This is a genomic window from Pluralibacter gergoviae ATCC 33028 = NBRC 105706 (genome assembly GCF_001598855.1).
GTDB lineage: Bacteria > Pseudomonadota > Gammaproteobacteria > Enterobacterales > Enterobacteriaceae > Pluralibacter > Pluralibacter gergoviae.
In genome coordinates, this window is record NZ_BCZS01000039.1 from 15,610 (window position 1) to 36,420 (window position 20,811).

Annotated in this window: 26 protein-coding genes and 1 tRNA gene; all 27 read left to right on the forward strand. The window is 55.5% G+C overall.

Features of this window, described 5'->3' with window-relative positions; all coding sequences use genetic code 11:
• Positions 1–168: 168 nt before the first annotated feature.
• The 27 genes from gpt (at position 169) to ENGE1_RS23255 (ending at position 20,618) form a co-directional block, all read left to right on the forward strand.
• Complete coding sequence (gene gpt / locus ENGE1_RS23135; RefSeq protein WP_043085816.1) at positions 169–627, forward strand: xanthine phosphoribosyltransferase; 459 nt, start codon at positions 169–171, stop codon at positions 625–627.
• Between the two features lie 102 nt (positions 628–729).
• Positions 730–1,974 carry an esterase FrsA gene (frsA, locus tag ENGE1_RS23140; RefSeq protein WP_043085815.1) on the forward strand — a complete coding sequence of 415 codons (1,245 nt, stop codon included), beginning with the start codon at positions 730–732 and terminating at the stop codon, positions 1,972–1,974.
• A 55-nt stretch (positions 1,975–2,029) separates the two neighbouring features.
• A complete protein-coding gene (gene crl / locus ENGE1_RS23145; protein WP_045290653.1) occupies positions 2,030–2,428 on the forward strand; it encodes a sigma factor-binding protein Crl in 399 nt (132 codons plus the stop codon).
• Between the two features lie 175 nt (positions 2,429–2,603).
• Positions 2,604–3,707, forward strand: coding sequence for a glutamate 5-kinase (gene proB / locus ENGE1_RS23150; protein WP_043085811.1), 1,104 nt, complete (start codon positions 2,604–2,606; stop codon positions 3,705–3,707).
• A 10-nt stretch (positions 3,708–3,717) separates the two neighbouring features.
• Positions 3,718–4,971, forward strand: a complete 1,254-nt coding sequence (gene proA, locus ENGE1_RS23155; RefSeq protein WP_043085809.1) for a glutamate-5-semialdehyde dehydrogenase — start codon at positions 3,718–3,720, stop codon at positions 4,969–4,971.
• Between the two features lie 104 nt (positions 4,972–5,075).
• Positions 5,076–5,151: transfer RNA gene (locus ENGE1_RS23160), tRNA-Thr, on the forward strand.
• A gap of 165 nt (positions 5,152–5,316) precedes the next feature.
• The gene (locus ENGE1_RS23165; protein ID WP_064360806.1) at positions 5,317–6,531 is read left to right on the forward strand and encodes a tyrosine-type recombinase/integrase; all 1,215 of its coding nucleotides are present in this window, start codon (positions 5,317–5,319) and stop codon (positions 6,529–6,531) included.
• A gap of 622 nt (positions 6,532–7,153) precedes the next feature.
• Complete coding sequence (locus tag ENGE1_RS27350) at positions 7,154–7,357, forward strand: helix-turn-helix transcriptional regulator (protein ID WP_073971336.1); 204 nt, start codon at positions 7,154–7,156, stop codon at positions 7,355–7,357.
• Positions 7,357–7,791: a hypothetical protein gene (locus ENGE1_RS23170; RefSeq protein ID WP_064360793.1), complete on the forward strand. Its 435-nt coding sequence runs from the start codon at positions 7,357–7,359 to the stop codon at positions 7,789–7,791. The genes ENGE1_RS27350 and ENGE1_RS23170 overlap by 1 nt, the downstream gene beginning before the upstream one ends.
• 28 nt (positions 7,792–7,819) lie before the next feature.
• Positions 7,820–8,614 carry an antA/AntB antirepressor family protein gene (locus ENGE1_RS23175; protein WP_255265525.1) on the forward strand — a complete coding sequence of 265 codons (795 nt, stop codon included), beginning with the start codon at positions 7,820–7,822 and terminating at the stop codon, positions 8,612–8,614.
• Positions 8,607–8,786 (forward strand): DUF4222 domain-containing protein, encoded by a 180-nt coding sequence (locus ENGE1_RS23180; RefSeq protein ID WP_064360795.1) that lies wholly within the window; start codon positions 8,607–8,609, stop codon positions 8,784–8,786. Before ENGE1_RS23175 ends, ENGE1_RS23180 begins: the two co-directional genes overlap by 8 nt.
• Positions 8,783–9,328 (forward strand): hypothetical protein, encoded by a 546-nt coding sequence (locus tag ENGE1_RS23185; protein ID WP_073971337.1) that lies wholly within the window; start codon positions 8,783–8,785, stop codon positions 9,326–9,328. The genes ENGE1_RS23180 and ENGE1_RS23185 overlap by 4 nt, the downstream gene beginning before the upstream one ends.
• Positions 9,325–10,110: an ash family protein gene (locus tag ENGE1_RS29585; RefSeq protein WP_080732630.1), complete on the forward strand. Its 786-nt coding sequence runs from the start codon at positions 9,325–9,327 to the stop codon at positions 10,108–10,110. The genes ENGE1_RS23185 and ENGE1_RS29585 overlap by 4 nt, the downstream gene beginning before the upstream one ends.
• Positions 10,103–10,282, forward strand: coding sequence for a hypothetical protein (locus tag ENGE1_RS23195; protein WP_043081280.1), 180 nt, complete (start codon positions 10,103–10,105; stop codon positions 10,280–10,282). The genes ENGE1_RS29585 and ENGE1_RS23195 overlap by 8 nt, the downstream gene beginning before the upstream one ends.
• The gene (locus ENGE1_RS23200) at positions 10,279–10,476 is read left to right on the forward strand and encodes a hypothetical protein (RefSeq protein WP_043081281.1); all 198 of its coding nucleotides are present in this window, start codon (positions 10,279–10,281) and stop codon (positions 10,474–10,476) included. Before ENGE1_RS23195 ends, ENGE1_RS23200 begins: the two co-directional genes overlap by 4 nt.
• Entirely contained in the window at positions 10,473–10,688 is a 216-nt protein-coding gene (locus ENGE1_RS23205; RefSeq protein ID WP_064360796.1) for a hypothetical protein, read from the forward strand. Before ENGE1_RS23200 ends, ENGE1_RS23205 begins: the two co-directional genes overlap by 4 nt.
• Positions 10,685–10,864 carry a hypothetical protein gene (locus tag ENGE1_RS23210; RefSeq protein WP_064360797.1) on the forward strand — a complete coding sequence of 60 codons (180 nt, stop codon included), beginning with the start codon at positions 10,685–10,687 and terminating at the stop codon, positions 10,862–10,864. Before ENGE1_RS23205 ends, ENGE1_RS23210 begins: the two co-directional genes overlap by 4 nt.
• On the forward strand, positions 10,861–11,496 hold the full coding sequence (locus ENGE1_RS23215; protein ID WP_064360798.1) for a hypothetical protein: 636 nt from the start codon (positions 10,861–10,863) through the stop codon (positions 11,494–11,496). Before ENGE1_RS23210 ends, ENGE1_RS23215 begins: the two co-directional genes overlap by 4 nt.
• Positions 11,497–11,505: 9 nt before the next feature.
• Positions 11,506–11,853 carry a hypothetical protein gene (locus ENGE1_RS23220; RefSeq protein ID WP_064360799.1) on the forward strand — a complete coding sequence of 116 codons (348 nt, stop codon included), beginning with the start codon at positions 11,506–11,508 and terminating at the stop codon, positions 11,851–11,853.
• Positions 11,846–14,608: a TOPRIM and DUF927 domain-containing protein gene (locus tag ENGE1_RS23225; RefSeq protein ID WP_064360800.1), complete on the forward strand. Its 2,763-nt coding sequence runs from the start codon at positions 11,846–11,848 to the stop codon at positions 14,606–14,608. Before ENGE1_RS23220 ends, ENGE1_RS23225 begins: the two co-directional genes overlap by 8 nt.
• Positions 14,609–14,995: 387 nt before the next feature.
• On the forward strand, positions 14,996–15,301 hold the full coding sequence (locus tag ENGE1_RS28690; protein WP_071883285.1) for a hypothetical protein: 306 nt from the start codon (positions 14,996–14,998) through the stop codon (positions 15,299–15,301).
• Positions 15,298–15,735, forward strand: coding sequence for a single-stranded DNA-binding protein (locus ENGE1_RS23230; protein ID WP_064360801.1), 438 nt, complete (start codon positions 15,298–15,300; stop codon positions 15,733–15,735). The genes ENGE1_RS28690 and ENGE1_RS23230 overlap by 4 nt, the downstream gene beginning before the upstream one ends.
• 118 nt (positions 15,736–15,853) lie before the next feature.
• Positions 15,854–16,669: a DUF6694 family lipoprotein gene (locus ENGE1_RS23235; RefSeq protein ID WP_064360808.1), complete on the forward strand. Its 816-nt coding sequence runs from the start codon at positions 15,854–15,856 to the stop codon at positions 16,667–16,669.
• 308 nt (positions 16,670–16,977) lie between these two features.
• Positions 16,978–19,569, forward strand: coding sequence for a phage tail tape measure protein (locus ENGE1_RS23240; RefSeq protein ID WP_064360802.1), 2,592 nt, complete (start codon positions 16,978–16,980; stop codon positions 19,567–19,569).
• A 125-nt stretch (positions 19,570–19,694) separates the two neighbouring features.
• Entirely contained in the window at positions 19,695–20,135 is a 441-nt protein-coding gene (locus ENGE1_RS23245; protein ID WP_064360803.1) for a DUF5681 domain-containing protein, read from the forward strand.
• Positions 20,122–20,349, forward strand: coding sequence for a hypothetical protein (locus ENGE1_RS23250; protein ID WP_064360804.1), 228 nt, complete (start codon positions 20,122–20,124; stop codon positions 20,347–20,349). The genes ENGE1_RS23245 and ENGE1_RS23250 overlap by 14 nt, the downstream gene beginning before the upstream one ends.
• Positions 20,346–20,618: a hypothetical protein gene (locus ENGE1_RS23255; protein ID WP_064360805.1), complete on the forward strand. Its 273-nt coding sequence runs from the start codon at positions 20,346–20,348 to the stop codon at positions 20,616–20,618. The genes ENGE1_RS23250 and ENGE1_RS23255 overlap by 4 nt, the downstream gene beginning before the upstream one ends.
• Positions 20,619–20,811 lie beyond the last annotated feature (193 nt).

The following is a 20,811-nucleotide window of genomic DNA, read 5'->3' on the forward strand; positions in this document are numbered from 1 at the left end:
TTGAGAATACCACTTTCTGCCTGCCGTTGTAGTCCGGCGGCGGCAAAAACTCCCGCCCGGGCCGTTAAGCACTGGTTTTTAGTGCGCCAGATCTCTATAATCTCGCGCAACCTGGATTCACCCCTGAACATTTTTTAAGCCGTTTTAAGAAGGCTGGGACACTATCACATGAGCGAAAAATACGTCGTCACCTGGGACATGTTGCAGATTCACGCCCGCAAGCTGGCCGCGCGCCTGCTGCCCGCTGAACAGTGGAAAGGCATTATTGCCGTCAGCCGCGGAGGTCTGGTCCCTGGCGGTCTGCTGGCCCGTGAACTGGGCATTCGCCACGTTGATACCGTCTGTATCTCCAGCTACGACCACGACAACCAGCGCGAGCTGAAAGTGCTTAAGCGTGCCGAAGGCGATGGCGAAGGCTTCATCGTTATTGATGACCTGGTGGATACCGGCGGCACCGCAGTCGCGATCCGCGAAATGTACCCGAAAGCGCACTTCGTGACCATCTTCGCTAAACCGGCCGGTAAGCCGCTGGTGGATGATTATATTGTTGATATCCCGCAGGATACCTGGATTGAGCAGCCGTGGGACATGGGCGTGGTCTTCGTACCGCCTATCAGCGGCCGCTAAGCAACTCAGCGTCATCCCCGCGCCCGGCAATGCCGGGCGTTGTTTTTTTTAGCGCCCGACGGGGTACAATAGAAACCCTATTGTCTTCATGGAGTCCGGAAGATGGCGGAAGCTAACCTCAGCGAACAGCTCTTTAAACCCCGTTTTAAACATGCGGAAACCTCGACCCTGGTACGCCGCCCGCGCCACCGTGCGCCGACGCCGGTACACTCAACCCTCGACGGTAAAAATGCGCCGCGCTGGTACCGGATGCTTAATCGCCTGATGTGGATAAGTCGGGGCGTCACTCCGCAGGAGATCCTCGACGTGCAGGCGCGGATCGTAATGAGCACCGCCGAGCGCACCAACAGCGAACTGTACGACACGGTGGTGGGCTACCGCAGCGGCAACTGGATTTACGAGTGGTCGAAGCAGGCGGCGCTCCGGCAGCAGCAGGCCACCGAGGCGCAGGACGAGATAGAGAGCGGCCGCCGCTGGCTGCACGCCTCCGCACTGTTCAGCATCGCCGCCTATCCGCACCTCAAGGGCGACGAGCTGGCGGATCAGGCCCAGGCGCTGGCTAACCGCGCCTACGAAGAGGCGGCGAAGCGGCTGCCGGGCGGCATACGCGAACTGACGTTTACGATACCGGGCGGCGCGCCGGTGATCGGCTTTTTACACACGCCGCCGGGCGACGGCCCATTCCCGACCGTACTGATGTGCGGCGGCCTCGACGGGCTGCAGAGCGACTACTACCACCTCTACGCCGACTACTTTGCGCCGCTGGGCATCGCCATGCTGACGCTGGATATGCCCTCCATCGGCTTCTCGTCGAAGTGGAAGCTGACCCAGGACTCCAGCTTTCTCCATCAGCAGGTGCTGAAGGCGCTGCCCGACATTGCCTGGGTAGACCATACCCGCGTCGCCGCCTTCGGCTTTCGCTTTGGCGCCAACGTGGCGGTGCGCCTCGCTTACCTCGAGTCGCCGCGCCTGAAGGCCGTGGCCTGCCTCGGGCCGATGGTGCACGCTCTGCTGGCCAATCCGCAGGGGCAGGGCAACATCCCGGAAATGTACCTTGACGTTCTCGCCTCGCGCCTGGGCATGAGCGACGCCTCCGACGAGGCGCTGCGCATGGAGCTGAACTGCTACTCGCTCAAGACGCAGGGCCTGCTGGGCCGCCGCTGCCCGACGCCGATGATATCGGGATACTGGGACAACGACCCTTTCAGCCCCGAAAGTGAATCGCGGCTGATCGCCTCTTCATCGTCGGACGGAAAGCTGCTGCCGATCCCCTTCAAGCCGGTGTATCGGAACTTTGACAAGGCGTTAAGAGAAATTGCTGCCTGGATCAACCATAGATTTGGTTAATAGTTGCTAATTTGTATTGATTTGGTAAAACAGTGCATCACCTAAGGAGATCGCAATGACGTTACCAAGTGGACACCCGAAGAGTAAATTGATCAAGAAACTCGCCGCGCTTGGCCCGTATATCCGGGAGGAGCAGTGCGAAAACAATCGCTTTTTTTTCGACTGCCTGGCGGTTTGCGTCAACGTAAAGCCGGCGCCGGAAAAGCGTGAGTTCTGGGGCTGGTGGCTTGAAATGGAAGCCGAAGAGAAGCGTTTTACTTACAGCTATCAGTTTGGACTGTTCGACAAAGAGGGCATCTGGCAGCCCACCGCCATTAAAGATACCGAGGTGAAAGAGCGCCTGGAGCAGACGCTGCGTGAGTTTCACGAGCGCGCCCGCGAGGTGCTGAAAACGTTCGACCTGGCGCTTGAACCCGCCGACAACGTCGAGCAGCCGGTGCGGCTCTCCGCCTGACGCCGCGCGTTACGCTATTACAGGCCCTGTCGGCAACGGCAGGGCTTTTTGCTGCCTTCCCGCTCAATTCCCTGGCCTTATTGCAACAATTTGTCCCGCAGGCCGCTGCCGCAGTTGGCAAGCGGCCTGACTCCTGCTAAAACGTCTTTTTCTTATTCTTAAATGGCAGAGAATCATGAGTGACAGCCAGACGCTGGTCATCAAACTGGGTACCAGCGTATTAACCGGGGGATCGCGCCGCCTCAACCGCGCCCATATCGTTGAACTTGTCCGCCAGTGCGCCCAGCTGCACGCCGCCGGACACCGGATTGTGATTGTGACCTCCGGCGCTATTGCCGCCGGGCGCGAGCATCTGGGCTACCCGGAACTGCCTGCCACCATCGCCTCCAAGCAGCTGCTGGCCGCCGTGGGCCAGAGCCGCCTGATCCAGCTCTGGGAACAGCTCTTCTCCATCTACGGCATTCACGTTGGCCAGATGCTGCTGACCCGCGCCGATATGGAGGACAGGGAGCGCTTCCTCAACGCCCGCGACATGCTGCGCGCGCTGCTGGACAACCATATTGTGCCGGTGATCAATGAAAACGACGCCGTCGCCACCAGCGAAATCAAGGTCGGCGACAATGATAACCTCTCGGCGCTGGCGGCGATCCTCGCCGGGGCCGACAAGCTGCTGCTGCTCACCGACCAGCAGGGGCTGTTCACCGCCGATCCGCGCAGCAACCCGCAGGCCGAACTGATCCAGGATGTTCACGGTATCGACGACGCCCTGCGCGCCATCGCCGGCGACAGCGTCTCCGGCCTCGGCACCGGCGGCATGGGCACCAAGCTGCAGGCCGCCGACGTCGCCTGCCGGGCGGGCATCGACACCATCATCGCCGCCGGCAGCCGCCCCGGCGTCATCGGCGACGTGATGGAGGGCATCTCCGTCGGCACCCGCTTCCACGCCCAGGCCTCGCCGCTGGAGACCCGCAAGCGCTGGATCTTCGGCGCGCCGCCGGCGGGGGAACTTGCCGTTGACGAAGGCGCCACCACCGCGATTCTGGAAAGGGGCAGCTCGCTGCTTCCAAAAGGAATTAAAAGCGTGACAGGCAACTTCTCCCGTGGTGAAGTGATCCGCATTCGCGATCTTGACGGACGCGACATCGCCCACGGCGTCAGCCGCTACAACAGCGACGCCCTCAGGCGCATCGCCGGGCAGCACTCGCAGCAGATTGACGCCATTCTCGGCTACGAATACGGCCCGGTTGCCGTCCACCGCGACGATATGATCACCCGCTAAGGAACCAGACATGCTTGAACAGATGGGCGCTGCCGCCAGGGCAGCATCGTATACGCTGGCGCTCCTCTCCAGCCGGGAGAAGAATCAGGTACTGGAAACAATTGCCGACTTGCTCGAGGCGCAGAGCGACGCCATCCTGCAGGCCAACGATCTCGACCTCGAAGAAGCCCGCGCCGCCGGCCTGAGCGAAGCGCTGCTCGACAGGCTCACCCTGACGCCGGAGCGCCTGAGCGCCATCGCCGGCGACGTGCGCCAGGTCTGCAGCCTCGCCGATCCGGTCGGCCAGGTGATTGACGGCGGACTTCTCGACAGCGGCCTGCGCATCGAACGCCGCCGGGTGCCCCTCGGCGTGGTCGGCGTTATCTACGAGGCGCGCCCCAACGTTACCCTTGACGTCGCCGCCCTGTGCCTTAAAACCGGCAACGCCGCCATCCTGCGCGGCGGCAAAGAGACCTGCCGCACCAACGCCGCCACCGTGAAAGTGATCCAGCAGGCGCTGGAAGCGTGCGGCCTGCCCGCCGGCGCCGTCCAGGCCATCGAAAGCCCGGACCGCGCGCTGGTGGGCGAAATGCTCAAAATGGACAAGTACATCGACATGCTGATCCCGCGCGGCGGCGCCGGGCTGCACAAGCTGTGCCGCGAAGAGTCCACCATCCCGGTGATCACCGGCGGCATCGGCGTCTGCCACACCTTCGTCGACGCCTCGGCGGAAATTGAGCCGGCGCTGAACATCATCGTCAACGCCAAGACCCAGCGCCCCAGCACCTGCAACACCCTGGAGACGCTGCTGGTGCACAAGGACATCGCCGACAGCTTCCTGCCCGCGCTGAGCCAGCGCATGGCCGATGCGGGCGTCACCCTGCACGCCGACGAGAACGCCATCACCCAGCTGCCCAGCGGCCCGGCTGAGGTGGTGCTGGTCGAACCGGAGCAGTACGACGACGAATACCTGTCGCTGGATCTCAACGTCAAGCTGGTGGACGACCTGGACGGCGCCATCGCCCACATCCGCGAGCACGGCACCCAGCATTCGGACGCCATCCTGACCCGCACCCTGCGCAACGCCGACCGCTTCGTCAACGAAGTGGATTCCTCCGCGGTGTACGTCAACGCTTCCACCCGCTTCACCGACGGCGCCCAGTTCGGCCTCGGCGCCGAGGTAGCGGTCAGCACCCAGAAGCTGCACGCCCGCGGCCCGATGGGCCTGGAGGCGCTGACTACCTACAAGTGGATTGGCTTCGGTAACGACACGATCCGCGCGTAATTGACCTGCGGGTGATGCAAAAGTAGCCGTTTGATATCAAAGGCATTGACGTATCACCCGCAGAGTTTTAACCTTCTAGGCCACAGCAGCACCGCTTCCCCAAAGCCGATATAGCTCAGTTGGTAGAGCAGCGCATTCGTAATGCGAAGGTCGTAGGTTCGACTCCTATTATCGGCACCATTCAAATATCTCCTGAAGTCTACTCAAGTCCACTAAAACCCCTTATAATCAGCATTTGTCGCTCTCTTTAGTCTCTCAACGTCTACTGGCGTATCTCAAAATCTACACTTTTTTGGGGGTACTTATGGGGGTATTTGCTGTTCGGTCATGCTGAGGTACCCCCAGATGAAACTTAATGCGCGCCAGGTTGAGACTGCTAAACCACAGGAAAAGCCATATAAGCTGGCAGATGGTGGCGGTCTTTACCTTCTCGTTAAACCTAACGGTGGGCGTTACTGGCGGCTCAAGTATCGGATTGCCGGGAAAGAGAAGCTATTAGCTCTGGGAGTGTACCCCGACGTAACTTTGGCAGATGCCCGGGCTAAACGTGATGAAGCAAAAAGGGGTATCGCTGGGGGTACCGATCCCAATGAAACGAAACGAGAGAAGAAAGCGACCCTGGAGGCACAAACAAAAAACACCTTTCAGGAGATCGCCTGTGAGTGGCATAGCAGCAAGTTAAAAAAATGGTCTGCTGGATATGCCTCCGACATCATGGAGGCCTTCAATAAGGATGTCTTTCCGTACATAGGCAAAAAGCCAATAGCTGAAATAAAACCGCTGGAGCTGCTTAATGTGCTTCGCCGTATGGAGGGGAGGGGCGCGACAGAGAAGGCAAAGAAGGTCAGACAGCGCTGCGGTGAAGTTTTTCGTTATGCTATCGTGACTGGCCGCGCTGAGTATAATCCTGCTCCCGACCTAACCAGCGCAATGCAAGGCCACGAGTCGAGTCATTATCCATTTCTTACAGCTAAGGAGTTACCCGACTTCTTCCACGCGTTATCTGGTTATTCTGGCAGTCAGCTGGTGGTAATGGCGGCCCGGCTGCTAATCATCACTGGATTACGAACTGGAGAGCTACGCGGCTCCCTATGGAGTGAAATTGATTTAGCCAAAGCCACTTGGGAAATACCTGCTGAACGGATGAAGATGCGCAGGCCTCACGTGGTGCCGCTATCTAGCCAGGCTTTAACTCTTATCGGGCAAATCAAGGAGCTGACCGGCAATTACCCATTGATATTTCCTGGCCGGAACGACCCGCGCAAAACAATGAGCGAAGCCAGCATAAACCAAGTCTTTAAGCGTATTGGTTATCACGGAAAAGTCACGGGCCACGGCTTCCGCCATACCATGAGCACCATTCTGCACGAGCAGGGGTATAACACCGCGTGGATTGAAACGCAGCTGGCGCACGTCGATAAGAACTCCATTCGTGGCACCTACAACCATGCGCAGTATCTCGACGGCCGCCGGGAAATGCTTCAATGGTATGCCGACTATATGGAGGCGCTGGAGAACGGCGGGAAGGTGGTGCATGGATTGTTTGAAAAGCGAGCATAACGCACTGGACATGCAAACAGTAGTGATCTATATTGCACCTTAGTGGACGTTTAATGCTCTTTAATAACACGGCCCTGTGAATACACAGGACTTTGGCCCTGAAAAAGGGCGAAATCCTTGAAATATTCATAAGTTGGCTGTGAGCGGCTCGCTGTTAAAGCGAGTGATTGACCTAGTGTCGTGATGGAACTGTGCTCTTTAAAAATCAGCCGCCTACCGAAGACGGGGGCACACACCACAAGCGCATCACCATGTGCGCTCATATAGTGATTTACTAACGTGCCCTTTTAAAATTTTGGCTGTGGCTGAATAAGTTTTGACTCATCTATACGAAAACATTTTTTAATAAAAATTATTTTTTTATAGTCATGCTTTTGGAAAATATAAGAGCGTATTTTCCTGTGAGCACTTTTTAAAAGTCATTCTCTTTAAAAAATAAAGCCTCAGAATCTGAGGGGAAACGTAACTTGTTGTATCTGTAAAATCCGGTCTTGAAATCTCATTAACCACACATGCATGCATGTTGTGGCTTTTGTCGTACCTATAATTTGGAATCAACAATAAACCTGCCATTTGATGGTTAGGTTCTTTTGTTGTGCCCGCAGCATAAGGCGTTATTTATATGACTCAACCAAAGAAGTTAATACGCTTTTCAGAAGCACTAGATCGTACCGGCTATGGCAGGTCATGGCTTTACAAACTCATTGCACAGCAGCGTTTTCCGCAGCCCGTTAAAATCGGTTCTCGCTCAATAGCGTTCGTAGAAAGTGAAGTTGACGAGTGGATTAATCAACGAATCGCTGAATCGCGCGGTGAGGTGGCCTGATGGAAAAAGAAAACCGCCCCGTACAGCAGGCGGCTAACTCAGATACTCGCGGATCTGATGTTACGCCACCAGCACGCACCGTTCAAGCACCACGCCGCACCCCGAAGAAGCATCGCGCCCGCGTCTATATGCTGCGCACCGGCGTAGAGGGATGGACTGAAAACGACATCCTGCACCAGTGCCGCCTCTCGTCAGGAAGGAATTACGCAACTGAGTTAATCCGTGCGCTGGATATTAATCTTGAACGTATCCAAGAAAAGAACCCGGATGGTATCGGCGCACATCTGCGCTACCGATTCGCCTGCCGCGCTGACGTTCTGAAGGTTATCCAATACGTCAATCATATGGCCGCCATTAATCAGCACCAAGGCCTTTCTGCGCAGGACATTACCGACATTCTGAACCTCTACCCGGACAACTTCACCGCCGCATAACGGAGCAGACAAAATGAAAATTGAAAATATGACCTTAACCGGTCAGGGCATCGCTCAATCTAAAGCCAGCCAGAGCGACATTTCCAGTAATGACTTTGCCGCAATTGTTCCTGTTATTTCCGGCCAGATTGGCGGTCGTGAAACCAATATTGCAAGCGCCAGAGCGTTACATAAAGCGTTAGGTGTTGGCCGTGACTTCACGAACTGGATTAAAGGGCGCATTGACCGTTACGGATTTATCGCAGGAACCGATTTTATCCGTGTTGAAAATTTGAGCACGCCAAAACGGGCGAGCACAAAAAACCGGCAACAGGTAGAGCATGACTATCTGCTGTCGCTGGATATGGCAAAGGAAGTGGCAATGGTCGAGCGCAACGAACAGGGCCGCGCCGTTCGCCGCTACTTTATCCAGTGCGAGGAAGCGCTAAGCCTCAGTGCGCCGGAAATTGCCGCTAAGTACCGCCGCCAGCTCAGGGCCCGCATTGGTGCCGCCAACCTCTTTAAGCCGATGTGCGCCGCTCTGGAGGCTGCCCGCGCAGAGCTGGGGAAAGAGACTCAAACCCGGCATTACAGCAACGAGAGCAACATGATTGCCCGTATCGTCCTGGGCGGAATGACGGCAAAGCAGTGGGCGCAGGTGAACGGAATTGCCGGTGAGCCGCGCGATAGCATGAACGCCGGGCAGCTTGAGCACCTCAGCTATCTGGAGGGAACCAACATCACGCTGATTGATATGGGTATGGAGTACGACCAGCGCAAATCGGAACTAACCCGCCTCTCTCAGCGTTGGCTGGCAAAGCGTCTGGAGGTGTCTCATGACTAAGCCCACCAGCTTACCCATCCCGGATCGCACCTACCGAGACGCTCACGGGCAGGTAGTGAGCGTTGTATCTGTGGGGCACAACCGCGTGACGTTCTACCGTAAGGGCTACCAGTTCCCCTGCGTACAGCCCGTAGAGCGCTTCCTGAAGGAGTTTACGGAGGTGGCGCAATGAATGCCGTCCAGAGTAAGGGCTTGCCACTGGCTGGCCGCAAAACAATGAACCTCAGTTCAACTAAGGGCCATCCTGACAAGCCTCATATCGAACCCGACGTTAACGGGCTGCCCCTGTCGATGGTAGACCAGTGGCAGGAGTACCCGACGAAACGCACCTTTGCCGTTTCTGTACCTACAGAGCTGCGCCGCCGGTATTACCCGAATGACGCCGCATTTAGCCAGGCGATGCGCAAGACCGGTTATGTGCCGGTACGCACCCGTAAGCTGACGGGGAAGCAGTCCAGCATCTGGCTATACCGTGTAACGGGGAATGATAAAGAGGTATGCACAGCAGAACCCGCGCTGCGCAAGGCTTCCGCGCCTGTTGTCCAGACCATGACGAAGCCGCATCCGTGGTTTAAACGGGTGGCTCTCGATGGGAAATGGCAGCACGTCTACGCCGACCACATCCCCCTGCTGACGAAGAAACGTCACCGGGTTGATGGTGTACGCGTACAGGGGTATAGCGCCGTCGGGCTGACTGTCGAGGTGATTGCATGATGAGTTCCTGCAACAGTATGCGCGCGGAAGTTTTCGGCGCAGTACGCGCGCGCGAAGATGAATTTCTTGAGTCCATAAAAAAGGGCTTGCGGACTGCTGGCGTCCCGGTCTATGGTTATAGCGCATCAGCAAAATCTGGTGCCGGGCGTAGGAACCCGGTATTCTCGTCGGCGACACAGACGCCAATTGCGTCTTTTTTTGTGTCGGGCTATCGCACACCCCAATTTCGCGGTTATATCCGTAAAGTATCAATGGTGGCGCTGGCAGGGCAGCCTTCGGGCTGGCCGGTATCCGATGAGGCCGGTATTCCTACCCCTGTTAGCGTCACCACCAATCAGAGTGTAGGAACTCCGGTGGTGACTAACATCACTCATCGGAGGCTGCCATCATGGCTACCAACCCTACCCAAAAAACGCAATTTATCTGGATTATCGCAGCAGTTCGACGCGATATGCCGACAATTTCCGCAAAAATTCACCACATCGCAGCATCGTCAGAGCACGAAGCTCGCCGCTCACTGGCACGGGATCACGTCTGTTTTTTCGCTGGACGCATCCGTGTGGAGGTGGCTCATGCTTAAAACATACGACCTCCCTTATGACCCGCTGGAGCGCATTAACCACCTGATTGCGATTATCGACCTGATGGCTGATATCGTCGGCACCGAATCGGATAGCCGTGATGACTATCTGGCTGCGCTGGCAGAAATGCTGTCAGTGGCTACGCGCGACCTTTACAGCACCATGCAGTGTAACCAGTTGCCGGAGGTGGCCCATGCGTAACTACTTCCGCATCACTGGTTACGGCGTCAACAGGCGCGGCCTGACCGTCGGTCTCCGCTACGAAATCACATCCTCAGACACCAAAGCAGCTAAGGCCCACGCAATGCTACAGGCCCAGCGTGAAGGGCTTTCTCACATTCGCATTACCCGAGTTCAGGAGGTGGCAGCATGAGCCATGAAATCACCCTTGAGCAGGCAGCAGAACGCGCCTGCCAGGCAGAAACTATCTGCCGACTGATGGAAAGCTATCCCCACCGCTTTGAAGACAGCGAGATTACTGCTATGGCGTCACTGTTACAGCGTCTTACGGGGAGTTTGGCTTCCTGGCTCATTGAGGAACAGGCACAGCGCGGGGGCAAAGCATGAGTCCGGTATCTCTTTCTGACGCTAAGTGCCGCATTCAGCAGGCGCAGGAAATGCTTTCCCTCTGGCTGGAAGCAACAGCAAATGACGACCGTACCGCAAATCTGTTGGGTGGATTACTCACCCTGCTGGAAGGCATACCCGACGTAATGGACGCCGCAGAGGGGGAATTGTGCGCGATGGATGCGCTGAAACGCTCAGGAGGCAAGGCATGAAGAACGAATCTAAAACCGAACGCGACCTGGCGGCGCAGGATGCGCTGACGAAGATAACGGCGCTGCTGAAGGCCGCGCAGTGGCTCACCAGTACCGAAGATGAAAAAGGGCTGATGCTGGAGCTGATTGGTGCCGCTGAGGATGTTGCTACCCGCGCACTGGAGGACTGCCAATGAGCAATTTAATCGCGTTCCCCGGCACTTCGCTGGAGGCAAGGCAAACCCATGCTGAGGCCACTCCTGACGGGATTAACGTCATGGAAATGAACGCCGATGGCGTTTATCAGTATGTACGCATGGTGGGTTACTCCACAGCAATCAGGCAGCTTGATAACGGCGCTTACGACGAAGATTTAAGCAGCGGTATGGCGATGGTTCAGGCGCTATTGGCCGCAATGGATAAAGGGTATTACACCCCATCTGAAGAGCTGGAACTGCTGATGCGGCGCTGGTTAGTGGCCGCGGTATTCATTATCGAGCAGATGGCGAAAAACGGCACGACGGAGGCCGTTAATCTGGATGGTGAGCTAAAAACTGCTGCCATTTACGCAGGCCAAAACGGTGCGATGACGATTTTCCCCAGAGCTGAAAGGCTGACCCTGGCGAATCATATCGAAGCGCTGGCGCTGGAGCATTACGGCGAGGCAGGTAACCAGCTGGCGATTGAAGTTTACATGGCGATGGTTGAGGTGCCTGAAGGGGTAATGAGGCTGTCCGAAAGCGCCTCAGCAATGCTTTCAGCACATCATGATGATTTTATCCGCACCCTTAACCACGATGGGATGCCACCAAAGCCGACAACGCACTGAGGGGGCCGCGTGATTACTAAAAACTTTCGACTTAACGCGCTGGCGAACCAGTACGCAGCGGCACTGTATAACCACGTCACCGCCACCAGCGGCGGCGAGTATTTCATGATTGATGCGGGCGGCGAGTCTGTCCGGGTGAACATTCTGGGCGGCGTAAAGGGAATGCGTGACCTGGTGGACGGATACGCGCTGGAGGCACTGAAGGGCCACTATCCGGCTGGCAGATGGGAATCTGTCGGCGTGACCTTCCTTTCCCGCTGCGTGAATGCGGGCGGCCTGACTGATACCGGCATTGAGATATGGGGCAGCATGGTTAACGACATGGGCGCAACGATCGCCGGGGGTGAACATGCGTAATATCGACTTTATCCGCGAAGTTACCCACACCGCCGCAGGACAATGGCCGCAGGTGCTGGCTGGACTGTATATCGACGTTCCTGATTCACCACGTAAACACGCCCCATGCCCCGCGTGTGGCGGCGCGGATCGCTTTCGTTTCGACGACAACGGGCGCGGTAGCTTTATCTGCAACCAGTGCGGCGCAGGTGACGGGCTGGATTTAATTAAGCGGGTTAACAACTGCGACACCACCGAGGCGGCACAGCTTGCCGCCGGGGTGCTGGGTATTGATTACCGGGCAGCGGAAACAGACCAGAAAACAGGCAGCCAGAGGCGGGAGCAGGCGGAGGCCGAACGGCAGCACCGGGGGCAGGAACGCCAGCAACAGGCGGCAGAGGACGCAGCGCAGCGCCGGGATGCGTTTGCCCGGCTGTACGATGAAACGCGCCAGAAGGCGGTACCGGGAGAATCTGAATACCTGATTGCCAAAGGGCTGAACGGCTTCACCTTCCCCATCCTGCCGAATGGATCGTTACTTTTGCCGCTGGTGGACGACTCCGGCGCAGTCGTAGCGGGGCAGACCATCACCACACAGGGTGAAAAGCGTCTCCTGAAGGGATCGGCAAAACGAGGGGCATTCCACGCCGTTAACGCACCAGAACAGCCGGAGACGGTAGTCATTGGCGAGGGACTGGCTACCGCCCTGACGTGTCACTTAATTAACCCTGACGCGCTGGCGGTGGCCGCAATCGACGCGGGCAACCTGCAACACGTCGCTAAGATTATGCGCCGGAAGTACCCACAGGCACAGATTGTCATTGCCGCAGATAACGACTGGCACGACGACGAGCCAAACACCGGGGAGCTGGCAGCGATTAAGGCGGCGCAGGCCGTGGGTGGATGGGTGACGATGCCGCCGGGCGACCACAAAGCCGACTGGAACGACTACCACCAGCAGCATGGGCTGGCAGCCGCTACAGCAGCCTTTAACGATTCGATGTATCAACCGCAGGGGGAAAGCGTGAAGCCGCAGCTACAGGCCATTGAGGGCGGTAAATCCGGCCAGCCAGAGAAGGATCCTCTCAAGCCTCGCATTGAAAGTAGGGAGGACGGCGTTTTCTGGGTTACACCGAAGGCCGATCAGGGCACCGGGGAGATAATCAACCAAGAAGCATGGCTCTGTTCAGCGCTGGAGGTGGTCGGTACCGGGCGGGACGATAAAGACCAGTACCTGATTATCCGCTGGCAGGCATTTGGCGCTGCTGCGCTGACAACGGCTGCTATTCCCCTGGCCGATATCGGGGAACGCGAGGGCTGGCGAACGCTGAAGGCCGGTGGGATTAACGTCACCACCAAAAGCAGTCTGCGGGCGATCCTGGCCGACTGGCTACAGCGCAGCGGCGCGCGGGAGCTGTGGCGCGTTTCCGACGCGACGGGCTGGCAGTGCGGGGCGTACATCATGCCGGACGGTGAGGTTATCGGTACACCGGAACGACCGGTGCTGTTCCGTGGCCGCAGCTCTGCCGCTGCCGGATATACCGTTAAGGGCACCGCTGAGAGCTGGCGCAGCAGCGTTGCGCACCTGGCCGCCGGCAATTACTCCATGATGACAGCGACCGCCGCCGCACTGTCCGCGCCGCTGATTGGGCTGGCTGGCGCTGACGGATTCGGCATCCATTTCTATGAGCAGTCGAGCGCGGGCAAGACCACCACGGCGAACGTTGCCAGCAGCCTGTACGGCAACCCGGACTTATTGCGCCTGACGTGGTACGGCACGGCGCTGGGGCTGGCAAACGAAGCCGCAGCACACAATGACGGACTAATGCCCCTGGACGAAGTAGGACAAGGCTCAGATCCGATTAGCGTGTCACAGTCTGCCTATGCGCTCTTTAACGGCGTCGGTAAGTTGCAGGGCGCGAAGGAAGGCGGCAACCGGGATTTAAAACGCTGGCGCACGGTGGCAATCAGCACCGGAGAAATGGACTTAGAAACATTCATCGCAGCATCCGGGAGAAAGACAAAGGCCGGGCAGCTTGTGCGCCTGCTTAACATCCCGCTCAGCAAGGCCGTTAACTTTCACGAATGCCAGAACGGGAAGCGGCACGCCGACGCGCTCAAAGAGGCCTACCAGAATCACCACGGCGCTGCCGGTCGTCAGTGGGTGAAGTGGCTTGCTGACCACCAGCAGGAGGCCACCGAGGCCGTGAGAGAGTGTGAAGCCCGGTGGCGCAGCCTGATACCTGCCGACTACGGCGAACAGGTTCACCGCGTTGCCGCCCGGTTCGCCATTCTGGAAGCCGCTTTGTTACTGAGTGCCGAAATAACCGGCTGGGATGCGCAGACCAGCCGTGACGCGGTACAGCACAGCTACAACGCGTGGCTGCGCGAGTTCGGCACCGGAAACAAAGAGCACCAACAGATTATCGAGCAGTGCGAGGCATTTCTGAACGCATACGGATTCAGCCGCTATATGCCATACCCTGAACCCTGTCCGCGCGACCTGCCGATAAAAGACCTGGCCGGATACAGAACGGGAAGCATCCAGAATGACGGGGATAAGTTTGTTTTCTACACCTTCCCGGCAACGTTTGAAAAAGAGATAGCGCAAAACTTTAACCCGAAGCTGTTCGCAAAGGTTCTGGCGCAGTCAGGGATGCTAGAGTCCAGCCAGGACAGATACAAACGCAAGGCGTTAAAGCGCATCGGCGGGAAGCAGCACACCTTTTACATCCTGACCTATCAGCCAGAGGATGATGATTCAGAGGAAAACTAAAATTCACACATGAGGTAAAAATTAACGGGTTATACGGGTTACAGGTGTCTTTTTAATGCTAATGGTATGTTTTTAAAGGATTCACGTAACCCGTGAGTAACCCGTTTTAGGGCCGTTATAACCCGTTTTATCCCCTAAATAACCCGTAACGCTGCGAAAGTATTTTTCACCTGGCTGGCAGAGCCTCAATCAAAAACGGGTTACGGGGGAGAGCAAAACGGGTTACGCGACTACTTTTACGGGTTACGATTTGTTTAAATGTCAAACAGCTTAAGATCTAACTGGTTGATAAAGCTGATTAAAATATACTTAGCAGGCTAAGATAACCCGATAACCCGTATAACCCGCACACTTTTTTATATCTATATAGAGAAATTGGAGATCGCCATGAGTGAGTTACACAAAGTTAATCGCATTATCCCAGCAGTTTCCGGGTGGTGGATGCTTTACCGCGATGAAGAAGGCAATGAGTGGTATACGCCAGTAGCAGGTTGGGCTGAGTGTTCGTTTTTTGACGAGAAACGGGGTGACCTATCGACACCGGAAGAATTATACCCACTGGTGCCAACAGGAACGGGCGTTATTGAGCCAGATATTTCGGGGAATGGTCAGGTTGTCTATCTGGGCTCGGAGGCGCTTACCCCATCCGGTGAGGATTACAGCACCGCCTATTACAGGGGCGACAAAAAATGACGGCACAAATTTCAGCATACGGGCGGCTGGTGGCCGACCCTCAGACCAGAACGACCAACAGCGGAACCAGTATGACAATGGCGAGACTGGCGGTGGCGCTGCCCTGCAATGCGGCGGAGAACGGAGAAGCCACCTTCTGGCTGGGCGTAATTGCTTTTGGCAAGCAGGCCGAAGCGCTGGCGAAGCACCAGAAGGGCGAGCTGGTGAGCGTGGCGGGCAACATGCAGCTGAATCAGTGGACCGGAAAGGACGGCGGCACGCAGCAGGGCTATCAGGTGCTGGCTGACAGCGTGATAAGCGCCAGAACGGTACGCCCGGGCGGCAAAGCCGGGCAGCAGGGGCAGGCCACCGACGCGCTACGGCGTGCGCAGCAGCAGCCACCAGCGCAGGGCTATGAGGACTACGACCAGACGCCGCCTTTTGATGGCTTGTAATCGAGCATACTTTAATCGTGGCTACTACAAAATTTTAGGGGATGTTTTGTATCGGTAACGGATGATGTGAATGGTGTTCTCTTGTATGCTGTTGTGAATGCTTTTTACGGAGAAAATGATGAAAAAGGCGATCGGAGCGATAATAATTGCTCTTATTTTGACAGGGTGCGATAAGCCTAAGATTGACACATCAACTGATGAGTCAATGAAGACCTCGATTCACAAAGTAAGAGAGTCATTACCTGAAGAAAAGAGGGCTTCCTTTGACGAGGCCCTCAAGGTAGTGGCATTCAGCCAGTTGAGTATGAAGGATTTAATGCAGGCAGGTATAGCCAACGATCCATCATTAGTTGAAGGTAAGCTAAAAGAGTCCCTGTCGGGGAAAACGGCCGATGATGTGATCTCCTATGCGTCGACTGTTAAGAAAGAGCGAGAGAAGAAAGAAAAAGAGCAGGCCAAACAGGAAATAGTCGAACTCGAACAAAAACAAGCCGATTCGCTTAAAAACTTGTCTCAACTTAAAGCTTTTGAAGTCAAAAAGTCTCGATTTTACTTCGAGAAGCAACAGTATGGCCGAGATCAACCAATCATATCTTTATCAGTAAAAAATGGGACTGATAAAGCTGTTTCCCGAGCTTACTTTAAGGGAGTAATAGCGAGCCCTGGCAGGGAGGTTCCTTGGTATACCGACACCTTCAATTATCAAATATCTGGTGGTTTGGAACCGGGTGAATCAGCGGAATGGAAGTTAGCGCCGAATACGTTTTCAGATTGGGGCAAGGTAGAAGCCCCAGAAGACGCTATCTTCACCGTGACGGTTGTTAGGATAGATGATGCGCAAGGAAATCCCATCTTTGGGGACTCAGAATTTACAGAACGTGACGCCAAAAGATTGGCCGAGTTAAAAGAAAGATTTCCCACCGCAGCGCAATAAATTGACCAAAAATCAAACCCCGATCTTCGGGGTTTTTTAATGTCTATTTCGTTTCATTTTGTGCAACGATTGTTTGATGTATTGCGTTTTATGAAATAATATGGATGTGCATTATTCGTACACAAGAGGTAGGCGATGGCACATAATCCTAAGTTCAAACCGGTATTGTTAACTGCGTCTCAAATGGAGGTGATAAAGCGTCTTCAGGAGCAGGAGAGGGATAAATCGCCGTTGCGAGTAGCCCCTACGCTTAACGCTATTGTCCGTAGTCTAGTGGACAAGGCGCTAACTCAGGTTGGAGCTTAGCAATGACAGAACAAACATCCCGCCTGGCTATTGTGATCGACAGCACCGGGGCTAAAAGAAATGCCGATAGCCTGGCTGACTCTCTGGCGAAATTAACGACCGGAGGGGAAAAAACAATAGCCGCCGCGGGTCGGTTAGGAGCGGCTTTCACCTTAGCTGTTGCTACCGGTGCGCTTGCGGCAAGTACAGCGCTTGCTGCGATGATTAAACAGACTGCTGAAGCTGGCGTTGAGATTAGTCGCCTATCAAAGCTGGCTAACGCTTCCACAACCGACTTTCAAAAATATGCTATCGCTGCCAATGCTGCCGGTATCTCTCAGGAAAAGTTTTCTGACATCATGAAGGATGTTAACGACAAGGTGGGCGACTTTCTGAGTACTGGCGGAGGCGAGTTACAGGACTTTTTCAAAACTATAGCGCCAAAAGTCGGGGTGACGGCGGAACAGTTCAAAAACCTCTCCGGCCCGGCTGCCATGCAGTTGTACGTTGATACCCTGCAAAAGGCCAATGTGTCACAGGCACAAATGACCTTTTATATGGAAGCCATAGCTAACGATGCCACCGCGCTGATCCCAATGTTTCAGAATGGAGGCAAGGCTATTGGTGAAATGTCTGCAATGGCTGAGAAACTCGGTCTTATTCTTGATGAGAAAACTATCCGTTCTGCGCAAGAGCTTGAAACTGTTGGATGGCTAGCCTCATCTGCGATGCAGGGTCTGAAAACTCAGATTGCCGCGGGATTAATGCCTACAATAAGCGACCTCACCAGTGAGGTTATTGAGTTTTCGGCAAAGGGAATTGACCTCAGTGCCGTTTCACAAACTTTAGAAGGATGGCTGAAAAATGTAGCTAAAGCCGCTGTCACTGTAGCAGGTGCTTTTGCGGCGGCTGGAAGGGCAGTCGCAGGTCAAATTGACTTTTGGAAAGGGATTAAAGATATAGATTTGTCGCACCCTATCGATGCTTTTGATCAAATTAAAGACGTTTTCCAATCCGTATCGAAAGAGGCCAACTCAGACTTAGATGGCATTCAGTCATGGGTAGAAGATGCTTGGAAAAGAATCGATGACGCCGGGAAAAAAGGTGGTAGCGATTTTATAAAGCATTTAACGGACATGAGAAATCAGATTAGCTTTGCGCAGGGTAAAGGTGGAACATTTTTCCCCGGAGCCAGCGGGAGCGGAAAGCAGCAGAAATATACCGAGGACGCAGGACAGCGCCTGCTGAACCAGATTAACGAACAGAACGCAGCATACCAGGCTCAGCTTTCCTCAGCAGATAAGCTGTCAACGGTTAGTCAGCAGCGCCTGAAGTTCGAAGAGCAGATTAAAGCCATTCAGGAGCGCCAGGCCAAAGGGCTGCCGGTTACTCAGGAGCAGCAATCACTCTCCGCTATGGCGAAGCAGATAGACGCCGCATATCAGCGCCTTGAGCTGACGACTAAAGCGACTGCCACGCTGGACGACTACCGCAAAATGATGGAGGACATCGCCCCCAAAGAGCTGCGTCAGAACGATGCGCTTAAAAAGCGGCTGGAGCTGCTGCAAAAGATGGTTGATATCGGAAAACTGACGAAGGATGAGGCAGGTAAGCAGTCACGCGATTTGTTCAGCAACTCCATACTGCCAGACTCGGTGATATCAGGCGTGAATGCTGCTGGCGGCACGCTCAAATCAGGGGCGACCAATACCGACCTCTCCGGCCAGGGGATGAACTTTATCGGCCTCCAGATAGACCCGCAGCTTGAGATAATTCAGAAGCTGAAGCAGGCGCAGACTGATTACGCTACCTGGCTGGATGGCCAGGAGAAGCTCATCACCCAAAACACCACGATGAACGAGCAGCAAAGACAGCAGGCGCTGGAAGATTTGCATAAGAAAGGCTCGCAGAATATGCAGACCATCAGCACAGCCACTTACGCAGCTGAAGCGCAGTCTGCCCAAAACTCTTTTTCGATGATTACCGACTCGATGGGCACAATGTTCGGCCAGCAGTCGGCGGCCTATAAAGCGGCATTCATGACACAGAAGGCGTTTGCAATGGCTCAGGCCGCTCTGCAACTGCCGATGGCAATGGGGCAGGCGCTGGCGGGATTGCCGTTCCCGGCTAACCTGGCGGCAATGGCGCAGGTTGCCGCACTGATGGGGACGATTACATCCAGCATATCGGGCGCGGCTGCCGTTGGCTTTTCATCCGGCGGCTATACCGGGCCGGGCGGTAAGTATCAGGTAGCGGGCATGGTTCACAAAGATGAATACGTTTTCAGTAAGGCGGACGTTAACCGCATCGGCCTTTCCAATATTGAGGCATTCCGTAATGGTAAACCACTCGATGCCACTCTTAGCCGCCCTGGGTACGGAACTGGCCTTCAGAACGTGAATAACAACCAGAGCAATACCACCGTACACGCCCCGATTACCCAGGAGATAAACGTCCAGGGAATTACGCCAGAGCAGCTACAGCCAATCCTGGACAGGAATAACCAGCGACTATCCCGGCATATTGAAAACAAGATGGCAGGTGAGGCTGAGAAGCCGCAGAGTGCTTTTGGCAGGTCGCTAAACGCTCACTACACAAGAAAAGGCCCCAGATAGCCTGGACAATACAGGCCGTAGTGGGAGCGCCAGCGGCCTGACACGCGAAGATTTCAGATAGATAAAGCCCTGACCGCGAACAGTACGCAGAAAGAAAACGGTAGGGGCAACAAAGGAATTTACACATGCCTGATAGCAGGAAAGAACAGAGCAAGCACCCTACCAGATGGGCTAAGGGGCAGTCTGGAAACCCAAGCGGCAGGCCGGGTAAAGGCGCGGAGATACGGCGCAAGCTGATGGAGTTAACACCTGAAGCCATGACCGCTATCGAGGAAGGCATTAAGAGCGGAGACACGGCCTGCCTGAAGATATGGGCTGACCGTTGCGACCCGGTGAGCAAAGCCACAATGCCCACGGTTGAGTTTCTGGCCGATACCACCGACCTGACGAGATTTAGCCTTTCCGTACTGGCTGCCATATCGAAAGGGGAAGTATCGCCCGACATTGGCTCACACATCATCAATGCCGCCGCCAGCGCTGCCAGAGTCGCAGAGATTGACCAGATGAAGCGCGAGCTGGAAGAGCTGCAAAAGCAGGTTGAGGAGATGCTCAATGAACGTTCGTAAGTCACTCGATGACATCAAAGCGAAGATTAGCCAGCTATCGCCGGAGAACAGGATAACCGGGCTGATTATTAACGGCGTTGATACAGATGCCTCCGGGGAGATTGTTATTGTGAGCAAAAGTTACATCCCCTTTGGTAGTGCTGGTGGTGAGGCATGGCAGGAGAATTACCCGCCAGGAGACCCCCGCCGCGTGAAATGGGAGCCAGAACAATGAGCACAAAGCAGAAGCTGAGCGCACTCAAAAAGATGATGGCGGCGAACCAGTCAGAAGATAAGTTCGACACAATGGTGTTGTCCGCTCTGATAGACGAGTTATCGGGGAATGCGCCAGAGGGTAGCGCCGACGAGGTGGAGAGAAAGCTACACGCCAGGACGGGCTACACCTTCCCGCGCAATGCTGAAATGAAAGAGCTATTCGATTCCATCAAGGACGGAGATGAGCACGTAAGGCAGCTCAGGGAGAGCATTAAGGCGAGTCAGTAACGCCCAAAGTGAGGATGGACGCGGTAATCAACAGGTTACGCGCGTGAACTCTGGTTATCTGATAGAGTTATCTAAAATCAGCCAGTTAACAGCCAGCTACAGGAGCGCCATCATACTAGACCGTGCCACGCTTGAATTAACGATGCTGGAGATAGCCAGGCAGAGCGGCGAGCGAGTCGATAATCACACCCGA